Here is a 21,570-nt window from a genome sequence, read left to right on the forward strand (position 1 = left end):
GTCAGTACATTCTTATTCTTAACCTGTGAATCATCTTTATCCTTGGTAAGAAAGGGAAAGACACACACTTGGTGAGATATTTCCGCCTTGAAAGACTGGAATCATAATATCACCGTACATTCCTTTTTCCACCCATGATATAGTAAAGAAGCGGTAAATGATCAAAGGGAAATGGGAGAGAGTAGATGAAACAAATGTATGAAAAAGTCATTGAGTTCAGGGATGAACGAAATTGGGATGCCAATCATAATGAAAAGGATCTTGCCATTTCCATTTCATTAGAGGCAAATGAACTCCTGGAAAATTTCCAATGGAAAACAAGCCGGGAAGCAGTGGAAGCGACACGTCAAAATATTAAAGAAGAAATGGCTGATGTCCTGATTTATTTAGTCCAGCTGGCTGATAAAATGGATATCGACTTAGAAAAGGAAGTATATGAGAAGTTGGAAAAGAATGCACTGAAGTATCCGAAATAATGATTGGGGACGGATCTCCTGAAAAGGTCCGTCCCTTTTTACAATTATATTTTCTTAATGGAAATCGCGTCACGCATTTTTTGCAGGGAAGATTTGGATAGATCTTTTCTCTTCATCATGGTGTTAACGTAGAGGGCATCGACAATACTAAGCTGACTGATTCTTGAAGCAAGTGCTTCAGATCGATATTCGGTTTCTTGAGAAACTGTAAATAGAGGAATGTCGACCCCGATGCTTAAAGGTGATTTGGCAAAGTGAGTAATGGCGATGGTCGTTACCCGATTTTTCTTCGCTACGTCCAATACTTCCAATAAATCTTTGTTCGATCCTGAATGAGAGATAAAGACGATTACATCAGCATCGGTCAATTGTGAAGCGGAGATCAGCTGCATATGGGAATCGTTGTACGCAGTAGTGGTCATGCCTGTTCTGAGGAACTTATGATGCGCATCCATGGCAACAAACCCCGATCCACCCGTACCATAAAATTCTATTCTTCTGGCACTTATCATCCCTCGAATAGCTTTCGTAAACATTTCCTCGTTCAGCATGCTTAAAGAATCCTCTAATGTCCTGATATTGGACCTGAACACTTTTTGGGCAATAACACCTTCAGAGTCCTCTTCATTGATTGTTTCATGAATATCTTTTATAGGTGTCACCAGGTCGGATGCAAGGGAAATCTTCATTGCCTGGTAGCCTTTAAAGCCCAGGCGTTTACAGAAACGGAAGACTGTAGCATCTGCAACGTTCAGTTCTTCTGCTACACCACTGATAGTGGAGTGGATAATTTTTTCTGGATTAGCAATAATAAAATCTGCAATCATCTTTTCTTTTTCACTGAATTGAGAGTAATAGGAACGGATACGAGGTAAACAATGCTGTACTTTATCCTCTTTCATGCAGGGGAAACCTCCTCTAAGCGAAATCTTCATGAAAATAATTTTAACCTACTTCATGAAATAAAAAAATATTATTTCATAAAATTCCACCACGGAAAATTATTTCGTATTATAATATATACGGTGAAAATATTATTACCCGAAGTGAAAGGAATGATAAATATATGAATAAACAACAAATAGGAGTAGCTGGTGTCGGAGTGATGGGGAAGAGTCTGGCTTTGAATTTCGAAAGCAGAGGCTATTCCGTTTCCATTTATGATGTGTCTGATGAGAAGGTAAGAGAAGTACTTGAAGAGCATCCAGATAAAAAAATGGTCGGTACTCACGATGTAAAAGAGTTTGTCCAGTCATTAGAAACACCACGAAAAATATTGATAATGGTTCCAGCCGGTAATATTACCGATAAAGCGATTGAATCATTGCTTCCTCATTTAGATCAGGGAGATATTCTAATTGATGGAGGAAACACATACTTTGAAGATACGGTTCGCCGTAATAAGGAACTTGGTGAAAAAGGAATCAACTTCATCGGTGCAGGTGTCTCAGGTGGAGAAGAAGGCGCTTTATACGGTCCTGCTATCATGCCGAGCGGTCAGAAGGAAGCATACGATTTAGTCGAGCCTTTCCTGACAGCAATTGCGGCAAAGGTAAAAGGCGATGCATGCAGTACATATATCGGTCCGGACGGATCTGGCCATTATGTGAAAATGGTCCATAATGGAATTGAGTACAGTGATATGCAGCTTATCTGTGAAGCGTATTATCTTATGAAAAATGTATTGGGTTTAAGCGCAACAGAGCTACATGAGATATTTAAAGAATGGAACGCCGGGGAGCTAGACAGCTACCTGATTGAAATCACGGCGGATATTTTCACAAAGGTGGATGAAGAAACAGGAAAACCCCTTGTTGACGTAATCCTGGATACAGCAGGGCAGAAAGGAACAGGGAAATGGACGAGTATTTCTGCACTGGAGTTAGGTGTACCATTATCGATCATAACTGAATCTGTATTTGCCCGTTTCATCTCTGCCATGAAGGAAGAAAGAGTGAAGGCAAGTAAAATCTTAAGAGGACCAAGAAATAAGGAGTTCTCCGGTAACAAAGAAGAGTTTATCGAAATGATTCGCAAGGCGTTATATTTAAGCAAAATTTGCTCATATGCACAGGGTTTCGCCCAGCTCCAATCTGCTTCCGATGAATATAACTGGAACCTGAAGCCCGGCGAAATTTCCATGATCTTCAGAGGTGGGTGCATCATCCGTGCAGGCTTCCTGGAAGAAATCAAGAAAGCCTATGATCGTGAACCGGGATTGACGAATTTACTACTGGATCCATATTTCAAGGAAATCGTTGAAAACTATCAGGAGGAAGCGAGAGAAGTGGTGGCTACAGCCATTAAGTTAGGTATCCCTGTACCAGGTCTTGCGAGTGCTTTAGCGTATTATGACAGCTATCGCTCAGAGTCACTTCCTGCCAACCTCCTTCAAGCCCAACGTGATTACTTTGGTGCTCATACGTATCAGCGTGTGGATAAAGAAGGAACATTCCATACAGATTGGTTATCTAAATAAGAAGAACGAAAGCCCTGTGGGAATCCCACAGGGCTTTCGATTACCTTATTATTCTTTGCTTGATGAGTCATCTTTCGTATGATGCTTATTTTTCTCGTCCCGCTGCTCTTTTTTTAAGTCATCGAGGGGAATTGGATCCACATTTTGTTCACTTTCATGCTGATCGAGAATGCCGTCATGATCTTTATTGATTTGTTCAGGGTTGTCATTGGTCCTCTTCGTCATTTTCCATCATCCTCCCTTAATAATTCGTTGTTATACCATACCCTTTGTGAGCAGAGAAAAACATCTGGGGAATAGAACATAAGAAAGCCACCTATCTGCAGGTGGCTTTCTTTGATGGAGCTTTAGATTTTAATATCAACTTTAGCATTTTTCTTTAAATCTTCTACATGTTGCACAAGTTTTTCTTGTTTTTTCTGTTGTTCTAACTGAGTCTTGATTTGAGGTTTAACTTCTTCAAATTTTGGTGCTTCTTTTGATTCGCCCTGACCTTGCTGACTTGCGTACTGATCGTAAAATTTCTTCATTTCATCTTCAGAGACTTGTTCTACTTTGATTTCTTTCTCAACGTAGTTTGTGTATTTGATGTTTTCAGCGATTTGAGTTCTTAACTCATCCATCGTGAATCCGGCTTTTTTCATTGCGTCTTCAAACTTCTTGTCATCGCCGTACTGCTTTTTAACTTCTTCCAGTTGTTTATTGATTTCATCTTCTGATGCCTTATATCCTTTTTCATCAGCTTGCTGCATAAGAAGTGTTTGTCCAACCAGGCTATCAATTGTTTGTTCCTTGATTTTCTTTGCTGCATCTTTACTTGTTGGGTCTTGACCCATTTGTTGATATTGCATTTGTGATTGAGTCAATACGTTATTGAAATCTTCACCTTTAATTTTTTCGTCGTTTACAATGGCAACGATCTTGTCTTTTTCAATCTTTTGCTCATCCATTTTCTTCTGCATTTCTTCCATTTGCTTCGCTTGCTCTTCCTGAGCCTGTCCATCGCTTTTTTCTTCTGTTTTCGCTTTATCGTCAGCTTGTTTTTGGCTCTCCTCGTTCGAACCGCAAGCGGCTAGTCCAATCGTTAATAAAGCTAATAGTAAAGTCGTAAATATTTTTTTCATAATAGACTCCTTTCAGAAGTAAGGTGTGATTTCAAAAAAATCACTTAATGCGCATTTTAAAGGAAAAGCCCGTAAAAAGAAAGTATTTAAACCAAAAAGTATAGATTGTAATGAGGTTGAAATACAGTGAATTACCAATATGGTCCCTTTTTCACTATTATGTATACGGTTACATTCGACTATCAACTGCCGTACAGAAATGATAATGTAAAAAGACTTTCAACTGGTTTCTAAAAAAAGAGGCTGTTTAAATCGAGATCTTTTCCTCCATTTAAACAGCCTATAAAAAATATTGGGGACCAAAGAATACTGTCAAACAACCTTCTATTTGAATTATAGAGAGTGGCTCCATTTTCTTCAACTAACATTTAGGGAGGTGTCGGCTGACTAGTGTCCTTTTGAAGGCAGTATTCAATATTCTTCTTGTCTTTTCATGAAAAATAATAATTATAAGCATATTTCAAAGGAAGGGTTTTCCTTCCTTTCGTTCAACATGTTACATCTCTTGACTTTAAGAGGGGAATAGAGTGATACTATTAGAAGATTTCACCTTCTAAACAAAGTGAATAGTTTCACTTGTAAATTCGTTTTTAATCGTTTATGATGATACAGAACACAACATTTTGTGTTCTGTTAAATTATTTAAACTATATATTGATTATAACCTGTGAATAGGGTGTCTGAATGGACTTAAAAGGGAATCCGGTGTGACTCCGGAGCTGTCCCCGCAACTGTAAGTGCTGACGAAATAAGGAACTGCCACTGTCATATACGATGGGAAGGCCTTAGAGTAGGGCGAAGCACGAGTCAGGAGACCTGCCTTGTTTATCACGTGTTATCTTCTTCGGGAATTGGGAGGATAAAGCGAGGATTGGAATAGGCCCTTTAGTCTATTCATATATCTTTCGTACATAAAGCCCATCCGATTAATAGGATGGGCTTTTTTTGAATCCTTCCCACACTGTATAAATTTGGGAGGAATGATGATGTCAATCGTATCAAAAGATCAATGGATCACAATGGAAGCAAAAGCGGTTCTTACAAATCTCCACAGTCGCTTTCCACAACTTCATTTTAAAGAATTCGATGAAAAGACTTTTAAGTATACAGAGGGTCAATCTGAATTGAGCAAAGAAAAGCTTTATCATTTCATGATCCTCACTGCAGTTGAACGTATCTCTGCCCATGAACCTGATTGGACGTATGTGGCAGCAGAATTATATTTAATGAAACTCTATCGTACGATCGCTTATTCAAGGGGAGTGGAAGAAAGCCTGTTGTACAGTTCCCTTTATGAATTAATACAAGAATTGACGGAAAGGAAACTATATAAGCCAGCACTATTGGAATCATATAGCAAAGATGAAATTGACTATTTGGGGAGGATCATGGATTCATCTAAAGACCATCTGTTTACGTACATAGGGATCGTCACATTATCAGAGCGGTATTTAACTAAATCCCATGATGGTGAAATCCTTGAATTACCTCAGGAACGATTTCTGATCATCGCCATGACACTCTTTATGAACGAACCCCGTGATAAGCGACTGTCGCTTATTGAAGAAGCTTATTGGGCCCTGTCTAATTTGTATATGACGGTAGCAACTCCTACGTTTGCTAACGCCGGCAAAAGCCATGGTCAGTTATCCAGCTGCTTTATTGATACGGTAGCCGATGATTTAAGAAGTATTTATGACAGTAATACAGATGTTTCCACACTAAGTAAAAACGGTGGCGGTCTCGGTATTTATCTGGGGAAGGTCCGGAGCAGGGGAAGTAATATCAAAGGCTTCAAGGGAGTAAGTTCAGGTGTTATTCCATGGATGAAGCAATTAAATAACACAGCAGTATCCGTTGATCAATTAGGTCAACGTCAAGGAGCGATAGCTGTTTATTTGGATGTATGGCATAAGGATATTTTTCCTTTTCTTGATACACGCTTAAATAATGGTGATGAAAGGCAGCGAACTCATGATCTTTTCACTGGAGTCAGCTTACCGGATTTATTCATGGAACAAGTGGAAAAGAGAGGGGATTGGTATCTATTTGATCCTCATGAAGTGAGGATGGTCATGGGATATTCCCTGGAAGATTTCTTTGATGAGCGTGAAGGAGAAGGTTCGTTCAGAGATAAGTATTGGGAGTGTGTAGAATGTCCCGGCCTTTCCAGGGAAGAGGTTCCGGCGATTGAAATTTTCAAGAGGATCATGATTTCCCAGCTCGAAACGGGAACGCCCTACATGTTTTACCGCGATACTGTCAATCGGCTAAATGCCAATGGGCATAAGGGAATGATTTACTGTAGTAATTTATGTACGGAAATCTCCCAGAATATGAGTGCGACGGTCATGGAAGAAGAGGTCATAAAGGACGGGAAAATCATTACCTATAAATCTCCCGGGGATTATGTCGTCTGTAATCTGGCATCTGTTTCTTTAGCCAAAACGATCATGGATGATGAGCTTGAAAGGGTCGTGTCCATAGGAGTGAGATTGCTTGATAATGTCATTGATATTAATAAACTTCCAGTCCTGCAAGCCCAACTGACAAACATGCGCTATAGAGGGGTTGGATTAGGAACCTTTGGATGGCATCATCTCCTTGCATTGAAAGGTTTGAAATGGGAGAGCGATGAAGCAGTTGATTATTGTGATTCACTGTACGAGGATGTTGCTTATTACACGATCAAAGCCAGTCATGAATTAGCGGAAGAAAAGGGCTCCTATCCATATTACAGCGGCTCAGACTGGTCGACTGGAGAGTATTTTTCAAAGAAAGGATATTCCGGACCGAGATGGGATTCACTCAGGGATGATGTCTCTTCAGGAGGAATCAGAAACGGATATTTAATGGCCGTTGCGCCCAATTCATCCACTTCGATCATAGCCGGTTCTACAGCAAGTATTGATCCTTTATTCAGATTAGAGTACTCGGAAGAAAAGAAAGACTATAAGATTCCTGTTACAGCACCTGATTTATCACCAAAGACGACCTGGTATTACAAAACGGCTTATAACGTAGATCAACACTGGAGTATTAAACAGAATGAGAAAAGACAGCGACATATAGATCAAGGAATATCTTTTAACTTGTATGTGCGGAATGATATCAAGGCGATAGAGTTGCTGTCTCTTCATTTAGATGCATGGAAGTCAGGATTGAAAACGACTTACTATGTGAGATCGACATCAGTTTCAAATTTCGATGAATGTGAAAGCTGCCATAGCTGACTGGGAGGAAGATGATAACATGAATGGATTAAAGCAGCGAATCTTAATAGATTCTGAGGCACCAAATAAATCTACTGGAATTGTAAATGGACAAAGTTCGAATATATTAAACTGGGATGATGTCAGGTTCTCTTGGGCATATCCAAAGTATAAGAGAATGCTGGGGAATTTCTGGACGCCTTTTGAGATCAATATGGCAAAGGATATCAAGCAGTTTCCTACTCTTTCATCAAGTGAGCAGGAGTCCTTTTTGAAAATTATCGGCTTACTGGCTCTCCTTGATAGTGTGCAGACAGATTACGCCGGTAAAGTGGCTGACTACCTGACGGATTCCAGCCTCAATGCATTGATGATCATTTTGGCACAGCAGGAGGTCGTCCATAACCACTCGTACAGTTACGTATTATCCAGTATCGTGTCAAAAAAGAAGCAGGATGAAGTGTTTGATTTCTGGAAGAACGATCCTATCTTGAAGAAACGGAACGAATTTATAACGAATGGATATAAAGGATTTGTAGAATCCCCCACCATTGAGAATCTTTTAAAGTCAATCATCTATGATGTCATTCTGGAAGGGTTGTTCTTTTACTCCGGTTTTGCCTTCTTCTACAATCTGGCCAGAAATCAAAAGATGGTGGCGACATCGACGATGATTAATTATATCAATCGGGATGAACAGCTGCATGTCGGCTTGTTTGAAAAAATATATAAAGAAGTCCTTAATGAGAATCCGGCTTATCAAACGGATGAGCTCCGTGACTTTGGACAAGCTGCTTTCAAACAGGCAGCTATCCTTGAAATAGAGTGGGGAAGGGACATCATCGGATCTCAAGTTGAAGGGTTGTTAATGAGCGACCTTGAAGATTATATTAAATTCATGGCGAATAAAAGAGCCAAACAGCTGGGGTTTGAAGAACCATTCGAAGGATTTAGGACCAACCCATTAAAATGGATCATCGCCTATCAGGAAGTGGATAGAGGAAAGACCGATTTCTTTGAACAGAAATCAAGGCAATATACGAAGACATCGGATGCTAATGGGTTTGATGAGCTGTAAAAATGAGGGCTGTGGTCCTTTTGGTCAGAGATCAGATCTCTTTAGTCGTAATAAGCAAGTTCGTCGTAATATTTTACGCTGCTGCATTTTTCTTTAAAAGCGGTTTTTATTTTCAGAATTTATACAACTGCATTAAAATCAACCCATAAGAAAAGCGAGTCATCATGACTCGCTTTTTGACTTATTTCTTCTCAATAAAAGGACCATAATCTCTTCTCTTATGTTGAACGGCGACCCATTTAACCGTTGTGAATTCTTCAAGAGCCCATTCGCCATTGAAGCGGCCAAGGCCAGAATCCTTTTCACCTCCGAATGGCATATGCGGCTCATCATTCACAGGTTCATCATTAATATGAATCATCCCGGTCTTTACTTGGTGGGCCAAATTAGTCGCTCTCTCTATGGAGGAAGAGTGTACAGCTCCACTTAGGCCGTATGGATGTTCATTGGCCAAGCGGATCGCCTCATCGTCATCTTCAAACGGGATGATGGCTGCTACAGGTCCGAAGATTTCATTTTTTGCAATTGGCATTGAGTTGGTGACATGAGTCATTACGGTAGGGTGCAATAAATTTTTATCAGCTTTGCCTCCTAATACAACTTCCGCGCCTTGTTCCTTGCTGTCTTCAATATCCTTCAGAATGCGATCTACTTGATTTTCATCAATTAAGGGTCCGATATGGGTCGTTTTATCTGAAGGGTCTCCTGTATTTAGTTCTTTTACACGAGATACAAAAGCTTCCACAAATTTATCGTACATCCCTTTATGAACCATGATTCGATTAATGGACATGCAAATTTGTCCTTGATGATAAAATTTTCCGAAAAGGGCTGCTTCAACTGCCTGATCTAGATCTGCATCATCAAGTACGATAAAGACGTTGTTTCCGCCTAACTCAAGAGCAGTCTTCTTCAGGTTCTTTCCTGCGAGTGCCCCTATTCCACGTCCCACTTCAGTCGAACCGGTAAAGGAAATCAACCTGGGAATCGGGTGAGCAACGATATCATCACCAATTTCTGATCCCTTTCCGACGACTACATTTAACAATCCCTTCGGCAGTCCGGCTTCTTCAAAGATACTTGCAAATAATAGACCTCCTGTCACGGGAGTGTGTGTAGCTGGTTTAACAACGACACCGTTTCCGGTAGCTATAGCCGTTGCAATTGATCGTACAGCTAAATGGAAGGGGAAGTTCCAGGGACTGATTACTCCCACAACTCCAAGCGGTTCTCTATAGACACGGTTTTCTTTGCCGGGCACTTGAGAAGGAAGGATTCTCCCTTCCATCCTGTAAGGGTAGGTTGCCGCTTCCTTCATACTATTAATGGAGACCTTCACTTCGCCTGCCGCTTTCATGTAAGTGCTGCCAGACTCTTTAATGAGCCAATCAATGATCAATTCCTGATTGTTTTCAACAACTCGAACGGCTTTTTCCATCACTTCTCTTTTTACTTGAGGAAGTTCCTTCGCCCAGCTTTCTTGAGCTTGTTGTGCTGATTTATAAGCAGAGTCGAGATCCTCTTTACTGGCAGCTTTAATGGAACCAAGTTCTATATTATTGAATGGGTTTTTATTAGGAATCATATTCTCACTGCTTCCTTTTACCCATTCTCCATTAATAAATAATTTATCAAATTGTGTATTCATGATTAGTCCTCCTCATTATTCAGTGTTCACTCTATTGTTTACACTCTGTAGAAAGTACTTAAACAAGAAGCAGAGAGTTTGAGATCCCATTACCAATAATATGAAATTATATGTTTAACTCTCCCAGTGGTGGGAATATACATACTAGATTGAATGAGAGGAGAGGTTTTACATGGCAAATCATTCTACAGAAGAAAAAATGGAGTCCAAGGTGGACAAAACGTTAGATAATATGTCCCAGGACAAAAAAGAGGATATATTATCTAACTTTGATCATTTCAAACAATACTTAGGTAATAAAGTTTCCTTGGCTGATAAGTTAGGGATGAATGAAGAGCAGCAGGCAAAGGCAGCCCAGAAGGTTGGGGATTATCTTGCGGCTCATGAGGAACCGAAGAATAGGGAAGAAAAGTTATTACATGAATTATGGAAAGCGGGCAACAAGGAAGAGCAGCATATGCTTGCCCATATGTTAGTGAAGCTTGTTCACGCTGAATCCTAAAAAAATCGGGCATCTTTAGTGGATGCCCTTTGCTTATGCCTTTTTTACATATGTATTTCCGGGTCTACCTTTACCGTCACATTCCCTTTGATGGCACGGGTGATCATGCAAGACTGCTCTGCTTTCACCAACAATTTCTTCGTAAGGGTTATGTCTTTTTCAGTAGTGGAGGGACCCAATGTCAGCACAGGGCGGTGAATGATTTCTTTATATGTAATGATCCCTTTTTCAACCTCCACAATCCCTTCAGATGTCATCGATAAATCCGTTTTCTCAATATGACTTCGTTCAAGCATCGCTGCCAGGGTGATGATGTAACACGTAGCTGCTGCTCCAAGAAGCATTTCATCAGGGTTTGTTCCTATTCCAGGCCCATCCATTTCAGTTGGAATGGATATTTTCGTATGAAAATTTTCCGAGCTTAAAGTACCTGTATCATTTCGCAACCCCGGCCAATCAGTAGATATATGAAAAGAGTGTCTAGCCATTCAAATAAACCTCCTAACAAGCATGGTAAGGTTATTGTATCCACTTTTTAATGTGATGGCAAAGAAAAAAGACCCTACAGAGTAGAGTCTTTCGAATTAGCATGGATTATGCTTTAGTAACGTTAGCAGCTTGGTCGCCACGGTTTCCTTGAACGATTTCGAAAGAAACTTTTTGACCTTCTTCTAAAGTTTTGAATCCTTCGCCTTGAATAGCTGAGAAGTGTACGAACACGTCGTCTCCACCTTCGCGCTCGATGAATCCGAAACCTTTTTCTGCGTTAAACCATTTAACTGTACCTTCTAACATAATGTTACCTCCTCGTGTGTTCTCCACACAATTGTATTACTATTCTTGCTCATGTAACTTCAAGGCGAAAAGCTTTAAAAACTTTGTCTATCCTTCCATTCCGAACAAAAATAATTCTCTTACATAATATCAGGTAACCATTTAAAAGGCAACCCTTATAAATGAAGGAATTAAAAATAGGCAGAAAAATGTGTGAATTTCACTTTTACTATATGAGCCTCACAAAAAAATACATAATGCAAAGGGTTTACAGGTTCGTACGGACATTCCACAATTCAGGAAAGAACCGATGATCCAGAACCTTTTTTAAATAGCCAACGCCGCTTGATCCTCCCGTCCCCATTTTATGACCGATGATCCGTTCCACGGTTTTCATATGTCTGAAGCGCCATTGCTGAAGCCAATCCTCAATATCGATCAATTTTTCCGCTAATTCGTATAAATCCCAATACTGATCGGGATGCTTATAGACTTCTGTCCATGCATCCAAAACAGACTGATCTTCCGTGTAAGGCTTCTTATAATCCCGATTAAGTACATCTTCATGAATGGGTAACCCTGCATTTGCTAGGGCAAGGATAGAAACATCATATAGGGAAGGGGCTTCGTGTGCCTCTTCAAGCTGGACTAATAACTCTGGATCCTTCTTGTAAATCTCCAATACATGTTTCGTTTTGTAGCCAAGGGCAAATTCGATCATTCTATATTGGTAGGATTGAAATCCTGAGGCTTGTCCCAGGCTGTCCCTGAATTGAACGTATTCTGATGGTGTAAGTGTGGAGAGTACATCCCAGGCATGAATGATTTGTGATTGAATCTTTGAAACACGTGCCAACATTTTAAATGCAGGAGAAAGCTCACCTTTTTGGATGGAAGTGATACTGGATTTGATTTCATGCAGAATCAATTTCATCCATAACTCGCTTACTTGATGAATGATAATGAATAACATTTCATCATGATGACCGGATAAACGTTTCTGACTATGGAGTAGTGTATCCAGGCCAAGATATTCACCATAGGTCATTTTATTAATAAAGTCGGTGTATACATCTTCATTCCCCATTTTTTCCTTGTTATTTCCCATTTCAATTCTCCCTTTCCTTTCGTCTGCTTCATACAGTGATGCAAGAAATTTTCTTTCTATTATTGATTCTTGAATGGGAGGGAGAAATCCTTTATTAGTTTCGTGAATATTGCATGTTGTTTTTGAATTATCTTGTCTATTTGTCCAATAATGGCAGTCTTTCAGAATGAATTTATTGCTGACGCGGGAAATTATGTTAATATTAGAACAATTTATAGTGCATGTGGGGTGAATGACATGGAAAAGATTAATCTTTCTTCTCATTTATTTTTACGCAGGTTAAAGAAAGAAGATTGGAAGGACGTTCATACTTATGCGTCCCAAGAAATTGTTTCTCGGTATCAGGCATGGGGCCCGAATTCGGAAGTGGAAACATTAGCATATGTGGAAGATGTGCTGAAAGCTGAAAAGGTGATTCCACAAACAAGGTATGTTCAAGCCTTGGTCGATGAGGAAACCGGTCGTGTGATTGGTGCAGGAGAAATTATAATCAAAAGCTTCGTTCACCAGTCTGGAGAAATTGGATATGTTTTACATCCTGATTACTGGGGGAAGGGAATAGGAACTCTCATAGGAAATGCATTAGTGGAGAGGGGGTTTTCAGAGTTGAATTTGCATAAAATCTCAGCGACATGTGACCCTCAAAATATTCCCTCTCAGAAAGTGTTAACAAAAATCGGTATGACGTTAGAAGGAAGAATCCGTCATGCTTTGAAAATGAAAAATGGGTGGAGAGACTCCCTGCTTTTTGGTTTATTAAAGGATGAGTGGAGAAAAAGGAGTGTAGAATGAGGGTAAGAAAGGGAATATGATAATGCAAAGCTGTTCAAAAATGATTGAATTGTGCATGAAAGGGGAAAATAAGAATATCTTTTCCTATTTAGGAGTTTAAAACCATGAATATCTTACATCATTCAAAGAATGTGACAGTTCGGTTTTTTAAGGAACGATTCTTCGATCATTCTGCACAGTTGGCGTATTATTTATTGTTATCGATCTTTCCGTTTTTAATTTTTGTTTTTTCGTTGATTAGTTATCTGCCCATTTCGGAAACCAATGTGTTGCTTCTGATTAAGCCTTTTGCACCTGATAAGTCGTACGCCATCATTCAAAATAATATAGATCGTATTTTGTATGACCAACGGGGGGATGTGTTGTCCATTTCCATCTTCTTTACCTTCTGGCTTTCTTCCATGGCTGTACAGTCAATGGTGAGATCATTGAATAAAGCGTATAAAATCGAGAGGAAGAAACCCTTTCTGGTTGCGTTATTGTATGATCTATTATTGACAGTCGGTTTTATGTTCCTTATTTCATTTTCTCTTATTGTACCAGTGGTTGAGGAATATATCCGTCATGCAAGGTTCGCTGAAGGGAAGATTAACGGAGAATGGAGTCAAGCATGGGTTATTGGAAAATGGGGTTTAAGTTCGATTTTTATGTTCATACTCTTCCTGTTTCTGTATATGGTTGTTCCAAGTAAACGAATTTCTTTCCTACATGTCATTCCCGGTGCACTATTCGCGACCTTTGGCTGGCAAGGGGTTTCCTGGTTATATGGTACCTATGTTAAATTGAATGACTATTCTCAGTTTTATGGTCAGCTGGGCAGCGTCATTACGTTAGTTGTATGGTTTTACATTTCCTCCACGATATTATTGATTGGTGGATTATTGAACGGGAGTGCAGCTGAGAAGAAGGTGAAATAGGAAAACCGCTTGGCTTAGTGCCCAGCAGCGGTTTTCCTATTTCTATTACGTTTGGTTTTCTTCCCTCATCATTAATACAAGCTTTTTCGAAATGGCAAGTAAGACGAAGCCAAGGATAATGGCGGTGGCACCGATGACAGCGAAGATTTCTAAATATCCCAGTGTGGCTGTCAGGGAGGCTAACTGTCCGGCAAGAAGACTTGCCACCCCTATGGCAGCCATCCAAACACCCATCAGCAAGGATGCGATTTTAACAGGTGCTACTTTACTGACCAGAGACAAACCGACAGGCGATAAGAAGAGTTCTCCCAGAGTGTGGAGAAGGTAAGTAAAGACGATAAACAGTAAGTTTGCCTTTATGGTGATATTCTGTTCATCCGAACCCGTTTGCATGACTGCGGGAATGAGGATCATAAATCCGAGTCCGAGGAGAATCATTCCGATTCCCATTTTTGTCGTCATGTTCAGGTCCCCTCTATTTGATCTTGAAAGCTTTAACCAGACACTTGATAGAATAGGTGCCAGAATTACAATGAACAAGGGGTTAACAGATTGGAACCAGGCGACAGGTATTGTGTAGCCGAACACTTCTCGATCGATGAAGTTTTTCGTGTACAGAGTGAACGAGCTTCCTGCCTGTTCAAAGCCAGCCCAGAAGAAAACGACAAAGCAGGCTAGGATTAGAATGGCTCTCGTACGCTGCTTTTCTTTCTTCGTCAGAGGAACATTCTGGTTCTCGTTCGCTTCTTCTGCCAATGCTTTATTGGGCTTTAATCCAACGTTTCCGAGATACTTATTATTTAATGTGCTAAAGATGATTTGTCCAGTAACCATTCCGATGGAGGATGCAAGGAAAGCCCATTTAAATCCATAGTGCATCGTTCCATCCGCAAGTGTTTTCAGAAATAAATCCTCTGCGAGGAACCCTGCAATAAGCGGTGCGAATAATGCTCCCAGATTAATTCCCATATAAAAGATCGTAAAGGCTGCATCCTTTCGTTTATCATGTCGTGGATAGAGCTCACCAACCAGGGTTGAGATATTCGGTTTGAAGAATCCATTTCCGATCACCAGGAGGGTCAATCCTGCATATAGCCCAGTTTGGGAGTGAGTAAGGAAGATTAAAAAATCCCCGCATGCCATTGTGATGCCCCCGATGGTAATCGCTCTTCTCAATCCGATATAGCGGTCTGTCATCCACCCTCCGAATATTGGTGTGAAATATACACTTCCTGTATATATTCCATAAATGGATAATGCCTTGGCAGGGTCCACACCCAATCCCCCGCTTACAAATGCAGTTGTTAGATAGAGGACTAGAAGAGCCCTCATGCCATAGTAACTGTACCGCTCCCATAATTCTGTGAAGAATAAGAGATATAACCCTTTCGGATGTTTCTTACCTTGAGGTAAATTGTCCAGTGTTGAAGAGTTCACTATATCACTCCTGTTTCTTTGATGTTTTTTTTATTAATGACTAGGGGCTACAGTAAACTTCCTACGAATCCATTCATAGTATTCCCGCTCCCTTCATAGGCATGTACAAAAAGGGGCGGTGGAAAATATGGGGGGTAATGGTTGTTTATATTGTGGTCACCCGGATTTGACGGAAAGTGAAATATTCTTGAGAGAAGAATATGGTGATGGACTTACGATTTTGCCTCATGGACAAAAGGTTAGGGGAAATATTGGCTTTTACTGCTGTGAGAACTGTGGGTATATTCATCCGTTTCAAAAAGAGAAAAGAAAGAAGTTTGAAAGAGAAGCGATTAAAAAATCTAAGCGTATTAGGTGGAATATTCGGTAAACAACATTTGTAGTAAGCTTCCAATTGACGGTATAATACGATAAGGGAGGGAGTCAATTGAATACATATCCAGATACGAAGAAAACACTTGAAATAATTAAGGAGCTTGTTGAAATTCCAAGTCCTTCAGGAAACACTAATAAGATAATGAATTTTGTTGAGGATTATCTATCAGACCTAGATGTAGAAATGAAAAGAAACCGAAAAGGTGCACTGATCATTACGCTGCCTGGCGAAGATACAGGAAGGCATCGTATGCTGACGGCCCATGTGGATGCCCTTGGTGCCATGGTCAAGGAAATTAAGGGGGATGGACGTTTGCGTTTATCCATGATAGGTGGATTCAGATGGAATGCAGTCGAAGGGGAGTATTGTCAGATCGAAACCTCTTCAGGCAGAACCTACAGTGGAACCATTCTCATGCATCAAACATCCGTACATGTATACAAAAATGCGGGTGAGGCGAAAAGGGACGAAACAAATATAGAAGTCCGCATTGATGAAAAAGTCCAAAATGCAAAGGAAGTAAGGGAACTTGGCATAGAGGTGGGTGACTTTGTTTCCTTTGATCCGCGCGCTGAAATTACAGAAAGCGGGTTTATTAAGTCCCGCCATTTAGATGATAAGGCAAGTGTGGGAATGCTTCTACGCTTAATTCACCAAATCAAATCAGAAGGAATCACACTTCCTTATACGACCCACTTCTTAATATCCAATAACGAAGAAATAGGATATGGGGGGAATTCCAATATTCCTGAAGAAACCATTGAATATCTGGCGGTGGATATGGGAGCAATCGGTGATGGACAATCAACGGATGAATACACCGTTTCTATTTGTGCGAAGGACTCGAGTGGACCCTATCATTACGAATTGCGTAAACACTTAGTCTCATTAGCTGAAGAAAACGGGATCGAATATAAGGTAGATATTTACCCTTACTATGGTTCCGATGCATCAGCCGCGATCCGTGCAGGCTTTGACATCGTTCATGGACTGATCGGTGCGGGCATCGATGCTTCTCATGCATATGAGCGAACGCATGAATCCTCGATCCTCAATACGGAAAAATTACTTTGGCACTATGTTCAATCAAAGATGGTTGTGGAGTAAAGTGAAGTCTTTGGTCACCCTTATTATTGGTGTGATCAAAGACTTTTTTGTTTTAGCCATCGTAAATGGGGGTATGGTGACATTTGTGTGAGAAAAGTTTGTTTTGATTATAGGAGGTATTTCTCTTATCAAAGCGAAGATGATAAGATAAAATAGATACAATATTAATACAAAAGAGGTAAGCAAATGATTACATATAATCTATTAGACAGCATTAAATTAAAAACCATTTACGGTGAATTGCCTTCAGAAATAAACGAAATTCATGTCGATTCCAGAAAAGTGACAGAAGGAAGCATGTTTGTATGTACAAGAGGCTACACAGTGGATGGACATGATTATGCACATATGGCCGTTGAAAAAGGAGCCACCCTGATCATAGCAGAAAAACAATTAGACATCGATTTAAATAAAGCAGCATTAGTCGTAGTTAAAGACTCATTCAAAGCCTTATCTCAATTATCCAATAAGTATTATGATTACCCTTCCAAGAAGTTAACGGTTTTCGGCGTAACGGGAACCAATGGAAAGACTACAGTGAGTAACCTGATCCACTCCATTCTGAAAAATGACAGCCGGAGTTCTGCATTATCCGGTACAATCGGCTTTAATTTAGATGGAGAGTTACTCCCGAGTGAAAACACAACCTGTGACAACTTAACGAACCAGCAGATGCTGCAAAAAGCGATAAATCGCGATATTCAGAATTTCACCCTTGAAGTATCCTCACACGGACTCGCGTTGGGTAGGCTTTGGGGAATCGACTTTGATGTGGTGGCTTTCACCAACTTAAGTCATGATCATTTGGATTATCACGGAACGATGGAACACTATGGCTATGCCAAAGGATTATTGTTTTCTCAACTAGGTCAGGACCTTCAAGAACCAAAATACGCTGTTCTAAATGCAGATGACGAATGGTATGAGCGCTACAGCTATATGACTCCTCATGAAGTGATCAGCTATGGACTTGAAGGGCACGCAGACTTCAAAGCAGAAAATGTAGAATATTTTAATGATCTAACAAAGTTTACACTTGTATCTCCTCAAGGAAGCTTTGAGGTAGAAATGAAGTTATTAGGGAAGTTCAATGTTTACAATGTACTGACAGCCATGGCATGTTTGTATGCGAAGGGGATGGAAGTATCCAGACTAGTGGAAATTGTACGCGATCTCCCACCTGTAAGTGGGAGAATGGAGAAGGTTGAAATGGAAGCACCTCTATCCGTTTACATCGATTATGCACATACGCCTGATGCAATCGAAAATGCCATTCAATCCGTCCTGCCGTTTAAAGAAAACAAGATCATTTTCCTCGTTGGTACAGGAGGAAATCGTGATAAGACAAAACGTCCTACGATGGCAGAAAAGGCATCACTAGCAGACTATGTGATTTTAACAACAGACGACCCGCGATATGAAGAATACGATAGCATTCTAAAAGATCTTGAAAAAGGAATGCAGCATGAACAATACGCTTTAATCGGGGATCGCGCCGAAGCGGTTAAGCATGCAGTGGAGGTAAGTGAACCGGGGGATATCATCATCTTTGCCGGTAAAGGTCATGAGGATTATCAAATCATCGAAAATACGAAATATCCTCATAGTGACAAGAATATTGCGATAGAAGAAAGCAAGTTAAAGTACGGTGTAACTGAATAATTTTCTACGGAGTAACAGACCAATATGAATGATGTTGGTCTGTTTTTTTATATGTACATAGACGGCTTTCATAAACTTTGGTAAATTTAAACTATATATTAAATGATGAGAGAATGAAGCTTATGAGATTTTCGTTGTACTTGAATGATTACGAAACTGAGAAGTTGTTTTCTACTTTGAGGTGGCTATTTGTTGTGATAGCTACTCTCATATTTTACGTACCGCCCTTTTCTGATAATATCACTACCAATAAAACGTTCTTTCCCTATTTATTAGTATCCGGGGTCATCTATATGCTTGTGACTCAAATTGCACTTATTCGGGCAAGGGATGATAAAAAAAGTCTCCAATTCATCTTAAAAGCCGGGATAATATTCGATTTCCTGGCATTGATCTGGCTGATGTATTTATCAGAAGGGATACATAGTCCGCTTTATCCAATTTCCATATTGTTTGTCATGCATGCAACCATTTATTGGAGAACCAAAGGGGCCCTCATTTCTCTTGCAGTATTTAGTCTTGCATACCTTTTGATGGGAATCTTGACCGTCAACTTAACAGATTTCCAACATTATTTCACTCTTTTTTTAAATTTGTTTTTCCTTTGGATCATTGGCCTTTTCGGTGCTCTGATCATGCTCCGTGAGCGAGCTCATTATGCGCAAAAAGAAGCCTATCATCATCTCGCACATAGAGATTATTTATCTGGCTTGTTCAATCAACTATCGTTTCAGGAGAAGTTTAAACGGAAAGTGGATGCGAATGAATCTTTCACCTTACTCCTTGGTGACATCGATGATTTCAAAAAGGTGAATGATGATTACGGGCATTTAACCGGGGATGAAGTGATTCGAAAGGTTGGGGAAGTATTTCGTACTATCACGGAGCCCTATAAGGGACAGGCATTTCGATATGGAGGGGAAGAATTTGTCATCTTACTGCCTCAAATGGATGACCATGTTATCCACCAGTTTTTAAAGGACTTGTATTACCGCTTGGAGGCTCTAACGCCTATTGCGATTTCCATGAGTTTTGGCCAGGCTGAAACAACGGAAGCCAATGACCCGGAAAAGCTAATCGCACTTGCCGATCAAAGGCTTTATGTAGCTAAGAAAGCGGGAAAGGGAAGGACCTGCCTTGCAAATGATGAGCTTTACATTCCATCAGCAGTCTATAGATGAAAAGAAGCTGTCCACATGTGGACAGCTTCTTTTATAATCATATATATTATACGAACATACCAGCAATTGCCGCACTTAGTAACGAAGCGAGTGCACCGGCAATGACGGCTTTTAATCCTAAGCGGGCGATATCTCCTCTGCGGTCAGGGGCAAGGTTACCAAGTCCACCAAGTAAAATACCTAATGAAGAAAGGTTCGCAAATCCGCATAGTGCGAAGGAGATGATAGCTACCGCTTTATCCGATAAGTTCCCGATTTCAGGAGCAAACGCGGAATAAGCAACGAATTCGTTGATGACAAGCTTTTGTCCAATGAAGTTTCCGGCGATGACTGCCTCACTCCAAGGTACTCCAATAGCAAAAGCAAGTGGAGCAAAGGCGTAACCAAGGATAAGTTCCAGTGAAAGGCTGTCCATACCGAACAAGCCGCCTACTAAGCCAAGCAATCCGTTGATCATCGCGACAAGTGCGATAAAGGCCAGTAGCATTGCACCGATATTTAAAGCTAATTGAAGCCCGACGCTGGCCCCTTTAGCCGCTGCATCGATGACATTTGCAGAATCAGAATCCGCTTCCATATCAAGCTCTTTTGGTTCTGGTGTATTATCTGTCTCAGGTACAAATAATTTTGCCAACACAAGTCCTGCAGGAGCAGCCATGAAGCTTGCTGCCAGTAAGTATTCCAAAGGAACCCCTAATAAGGAATATCCGACTAATACAGACCCTGCAACAGAAGCAAGTCCACCCGTCATGACTGCGAAAAGTTCCGATTCAGTCATTCTGGATAGATAAGGTCTTACTACTAACGGAGCCTCAGTTTGGCCGACGAAAATATTCGCTGCTGCAGAAAGCGACTCCGCCTTTCTTGTTCCTAACAGCTTTGCCAGTCCGCCACCTAAAATTTTGATGAAAAATTGCATGATTTTAAGATAGTAAAGGACTGAAATTAAAGCTGAAAAGAAAATAACGACAGGAAGGACATTAAACGCAAAAATAAACGCTATATTGGATTCTTCCGTATAAAGTCCTCCAAAAAGGAAGGTGATCCCTTCATTTGAATAATTGATAATAGCGTTTACAACTTGAGTCAATCCTTTTAGAGAATTCTGACCCCAAGAAGTTTCTAACACGATAAAAGCGAAAAATAACTGTATAGCTAGTCCTCCAAGGACGGTTCTGAAATTAATACGCTTTTTGTTCGTAGAAAATGCAAAAGCAATTCCCAGAACGACAATAATACCCATGATACCCCATAAATATTGCACTTCTTTCACCTCTTCGAAATTTAAGTTTGTAACTTGATGCTTTCGGTTTTTTATTTTACAATTCTTTCAGACGTCTGACAACCTACAATTACACGATTTTCTTAAAGTTGTACGGACAACATCGTCATTAGTATGCGCCAATAAAGCGTTTTCATGAAAGGGGATACACATTTTGAAGATCAGAAAAAATTTTTTGGAAGGCATGGAACAAAAAGTATATATCTATGAAAACAAGAAGGATGAGTTCATATTGATTGCAGTCCCGGATATTCAATGGTCTTATTCTTTCACCTATGATGAAGATAATATACAAACTAAAATACTGGAATCATTACAGGGAAGGGTTTCAAAAGAAACAGCAGGAACATTAAGTTCCCGGATTGTTCAATGGACAAGTGAAATGTAAGTGTCCTTAAAGCCATTTTGATGAATA

General features: G+C 40.2%; 20 protein-coding genes and 1 riboswitch. Of the genes, 11 read left to right on the top strand and 9 right to left on the bottom strand.

Annotated features, from left to right (window positions below):
• Positions 1-185: 185 nt before the first annotated feature.
• Positions 186-476 (top strand): nucleotide pyrophosphohydrolase, encoded by a 291-nt coding sequence (locus RSX31_RS01605; protein WP_148993423.1) that lies wholly within the window; start codon positions 186-188, stop codon positions 474-476.
• A 44-nt stretch (positions 477-520) separates the two neighbouring features.
• Here RSX31_RS01605 and RSX31_RS01610 read toward each other — a convergent pair whose 3' ends face one another.
• Complete coding sequence (locus RSX31_RS01610) at positions 521-1,378, bottom strand: MurR/RpiR family transcriptional regulator (protein ID WP_315632963.1); 858 nt, start codon at positions 1,376-1,378, stop codon at positions 521-523.
• A gap of 164 nt (positions 1,379-1,542) precedes the next feature.
• On the opposite strand from RSX31_RS01610, the gene gndA reads away from it, so the two are divergent.
• Positions 1,543-2,955, top strand: a complete 1,413-nt coding sequence (gene gndA, locus RSX31_RS01615) for an NADP-dependent phosphogluconate dehydrogenase (RefSeq protein WP_148968502.1) — start codon at positions 1,543-1,545, stop codon at positions 2,953-2,955.
• Between the two features lie 48 nt (positions 2,956-3,003).
• Here the strand turns inward: gndA and RSX31_RS01620 are convergent, their stop codons facing one another.
• The gene (locus RSX31_RS01620) at positions 3,004-3,180 is read right to left on the bottom strand and encodes a hypothetical protein (RefSeq protein ID WP_187443482.1); all 177 of its coding nucleotides are present in this window, start codon (positions 3,178-3,180) and stop codon (positions 3,004-3,006) included.
• Positions 3,181-3,302: 122 nt separating this feature from the next.
• On the bottom strand, positions 3,303-4,079 hold the full coding sequence (locus RSX31_RS01625) for a SurA N-terminal domain-containing protein (protein WP_315632966.1): 777 nt from the start codon (positions 4,077-4,079) through the stop codon (positions 3,303-3,305).
• Positions 4,080-4,736: 657 nt separating this feature from the next.
• Positions 4,737-4,917: riboswitch (cobalamin riboswitch) on the top strand.
• Between the two features lie 181 nt (positions 4,918-5,098).
• Here RSX31_RS01625 and RSX31_RS01630 point away from each other — a divergent pair.
• A complete protein-coding gene (locus RSX31_RS01630; protein WP_397548071.1) occupies positions 5,099-7,312 on the top strand; it encodes a ribonucleoside-diphosphate reductase subunit alpha in 2,214 nt (737 codons plus the stop codon).
• 19 nt (positions 7,313-7,331) lie between these two features.
• Complete coding sequence (locus tag RSX31_RS01635; protein ID WP_148993427.1) at positions 7,332-8,369, top strand: ribonucleotide-diphosphate reductase subunit beta; 1,038 nt, start codon at positions 7,332-7,334, stop codon at positions 8,367-8,369.
• A gap of 181 nt (positions 8,370-8,550) precedes the next feature.
• Here the strand turns inward: RSX31_RS01635 and RSX31_RS01640 are convergent, their stop codons facing one another.
• Positions 8,551-10,017 carry an aldehyde dehydrogenase family protein gene (locus tag RSX31_RS01640; protein ID WP_315632969.1) on the bottom strand — a complete coding sequence of 489 codons (1,467 nt, stop codon included), beginning with the start codon at positions 10,015-10,017 and terminating at the stop codon, positions 8,551-8,553.
• Between the two features lie 172 nt (positions 10,018-10,189).
• On the opposite strand from RSX31_RS01640, the gene RSX31_RS01645 reads away from it, so the two are divergent.
• On the top strand, positions 10,190-10,519 hold the full coding sequence (locus RSX31_RS01645) for a DUF3243 domain-containing protein (protein ID WP_148968507.1): 330 nt from the start codon (positions 10,190-10,192) through the stop codon (positions 10,517-10,519).
• A gap of 44 nt (positions 10,520-10,563) precedes the next feature.
• Here RSX31_RS01645 and RSX31_RS01650 read toward each other — a convergent pair whose 3' ends face one another.
• From RSX31_RS01650 to kynA, 3 genes are all read right to left on the bottom strand, one after another.
• A complete protein-coding gene (locus RSX31_RS01650) occupies positions 10,564-11,007 on the bottom strand; it encodes an SACOL1771 family peroxiredoxin (RefSeq protein ID WP_148968508.1) in 444 nt (147 codons plus the stop codon).
• A gap of 106 nt (positions 11,008-11,113) precedes the next feature.
• On the bottom strand, positions 11,114-11,314 hold the full coding sequence (locus RSX31_RS01655; RefSeq protein WP_034763568.1) for a cold-shock protein: 201 nt from the start codon (positions 11,312-11,314) through the stop codon (positions 11,114-11,116).
• A 247-nt stretch (positions 11,315-11,561) separates the two neighbouring features.
• Positions 11,562-12,401 carry a tryptophan 2,3-dioxygenase gene (gene kynA / locus RSX31_RS01660; protein ID WP_315632974.1) on the bottom strand — a complete coding sequence of 280 codons (840 nt, stop codon included), beginning with the start codon at positions 12,399-12,401 and terminating at the stop codon, positions 11,562-11,564.
• 237 nt (positions 12,402-12,638) lie between these two features.
• Between kynA and RSX31_RS01665 the strand changes: the two genes are divergently transcribed.
• Positions 12,639-13,193 carry a GNAT family N-acetyltransferase gene (locus RSX31_RS01665; protein WP_315632975.1) on the top strand — a complete coding sequence of 185 codons (555 nt, stop codon included), beginning with the start codon at positions 12,639-12,641 and terminating at the stop codon, positions 13,191-13,193.
• Positions 13,194-13,297: 104 nt separating this feature from the next.
• Positions 13,298-14,110, top strand: coding sequence for a YihY/virulence factor BrkB family protein (locus RSX31_RS01670; protein ID WP_148968511.1), 813 nt, complete (start codon positions 13,298-13,300; stop codon positions 14,108-14,110).
• A 45-nt stretch (positions 14,111-14,155) separates the two neighbouring features.
• On the opposite strand, the gene RSX31_RS01675 is transcribed toward RSX31_RS01670, so the two are convergent.
• The gene (locus RSX31_RS01675; RefSeq protein ID WP_397548072.1) at positions 14,156-15,550 is read right to left on the bottom strand and encodes an oligopeptide:H+ symporter; all 1,395 of its coding nucleotides are present in this window, start codon (positions 15,548-15,550) and stop codon (positions 14,156-14,158) included.
• A 424-nt stretch (positions 15,551-15,974) separates the two neighbouring features.
• Between RSX31_RS01675 and RSX31_RS01680 the strand changes: the two genes are divergently transcribed.
• From RSX31_RS01680 to RSX31_RS01690, 3 genes are all read left to right on the top strand, one after another.
• Positions 15,975-17,030: a M42 family metallopeptidase gene (locus RSX31_RS01680; RefSeq protein WP_315632979.1), complete on the top strand. Its 1,056-nt coding sequence runs from the start codon at positions 15,975-15,977 to the stop codon at positions 17,028-17,030.
• Positions 17,031-17,216: 186 nt separating this feature from the next.
• Positions 17,217-18,692: a UDP-N-acetylmuramoyl-L-alanyl-D-glutamate--2,6-diaminopimelate ligase gene (locus RSX31_RS01685; RefSeq protein ID WP_315632981.1), complete on the top strand. Its 1,476-nt coding sequence runs from the start codon at positions 17,217-17,219 to the stop codon at positions 18,690-18,692.
• A gap of 194 nt (positions 18,693-18,886) precedes the next feature.
• Entirely contained in the window at positions 18,887-19,873 is a 987-nt protein-coding gene (locus RSX31_RS01690) for a GGDEF domain-containing protein (RefSeq protein WP_315632983.1), read from the top strand.
• Positions 19,874-19,919: 46 nt separating this feature from the next.
• On the opposite strand, the gene RSX31_RS01695 is transcribed toward RSX31_RS01690, so the two are convergent.
• Entirely contained in the window at positions 19,920-21,137 is a 1,218-nt protein-coding gene (locus RSX31_RS01695) for a NupC/NupG family nucleoside CNT transporter (protein ID WP_148968517.1), read from the bottom strand.
• Between the two features lie 172 nt (positions 21,138-21,309).
• Between RSX31_RS01695 and RSX31_RS01700 the strand changes: the two genes are divergently transcribed.
• Complete coding sequence (locus tag RSX31_RS01700; protein WP_148993435.1) at positions 21,310-21,543, top strand: YueH family protein; 234 nt, start codon at positions 21,310-21,312, stop codon at positions 21,541-21,543.
• Positions 21,544-21,570: the final 27 nt, after the last annotated feature.

The organism is Rossellomorea yichunensis, assembly GCF_032337515.1.
Classification (GTDB): domain Bacteria; phylum Bacillota; class Bacilli; order Bacillales; family Bacillaceae_B; genus Rossellomorea; species Rossellomorea yichunensis.

Coding starts and splice junctions, on each gene's coding strand:
- RSX31_RS01625 (WP_315632966.1), bottom strand. CDS start 4,079: ATGAAAAAAATATTTACGACTTTACTATTAGCTTTATTAACGATTGGA.
- RSX31_RS01670 (WP_148968511.1), top strand. CDS start 13,298: ATGAATATCTTACATCATTCAAAGAATGTGACAGTTCGGTTTTTTAAG.
- RSX31_RS01640 (WP_315632969.1), bottom strand. CDS start 10,017: ATGAATACACAATTTGATAAATTATTTATTAATGGAGAATGGGTAAAA.
- RSX31_RS01685 (WP_315632981.1), top strand. CDS start 17,217: ATGATTACATATAATCTATTAGACAGCATTAAATTAAAAACCATTTAC.
- RSX31_RS01610 (WP_315632963.1), bottom strand. CDS start 1,378: ATGAAAGAGGATAAAGTACAGCATTGTTTACCTCGTATCCGTTCCTAT.
- RSX31_RS01635 (WP_148993427.1), top strand. CDS start 7,332: ATGAATGGATTAAAGCAGCGAATCTTAATAGATTCTGAGGCACCAAAT.
- RSX31_RS01605 (WP_148993423.1), top strand. CDS start 186: ATGAAACAAATGTATGAAAAAGTCATTGAGTTCAGGGATGAACGAAAT.
- RSX31_RS01665 (WP_315632975.1), top strand. CDS start 12,639: ATGGAAAAGATTAATCTTTCTTCTCATTTATTTTTACGCAGGTTAAAG.
- RSX31_RS01645 (WP_148968507.1), top strand. CDS start 10,190: ATGGCAAATCATTCTACAGAAGAAAAAATGGAGTCCAAGGTGGACAAA.
- RSX31_RS01650 (WP_148968508.1), bottom strand. CDS start 11,007: ATGGCTAGACACTCTTTTCATATATCTACTGATTGGCCGGGGTTGCGA.
- kynA (WP_315632974.1), bottom strand. CDS start 12,401: ATGGGAAATAACAAGGAAAAAATGGGGAATGAAGATGTATACACCGAC.
- RSX31_RS01630 (WP_397548071.1), top strand. CDS start 5,099: ATGGAAGCAAAAGCGGTTCTTACAAATCTCCACAGTCGCTTTCCACAA.
- gndA (WP_148968502.1), top strand. CDS start 1,543: ATGAATAAACAACAAATAGGAGTAGCTGGTGTCGGAGTGATGGGGAAG.
- RSX31_RS01655 (WP_034763568.1), bottom strand. CDS start 11,314: ATGTTAGAAGGTACAGTTAAATGGTTTAACGCAGAAAAAGGTTTCGGA.
- RSX31_RS01620 (WP_187443482.1), bottom strand. CDS start 3,180: ATGACGAAGAGGACCAATGACAACCCTGAACAAATCAATAAAGATCAT.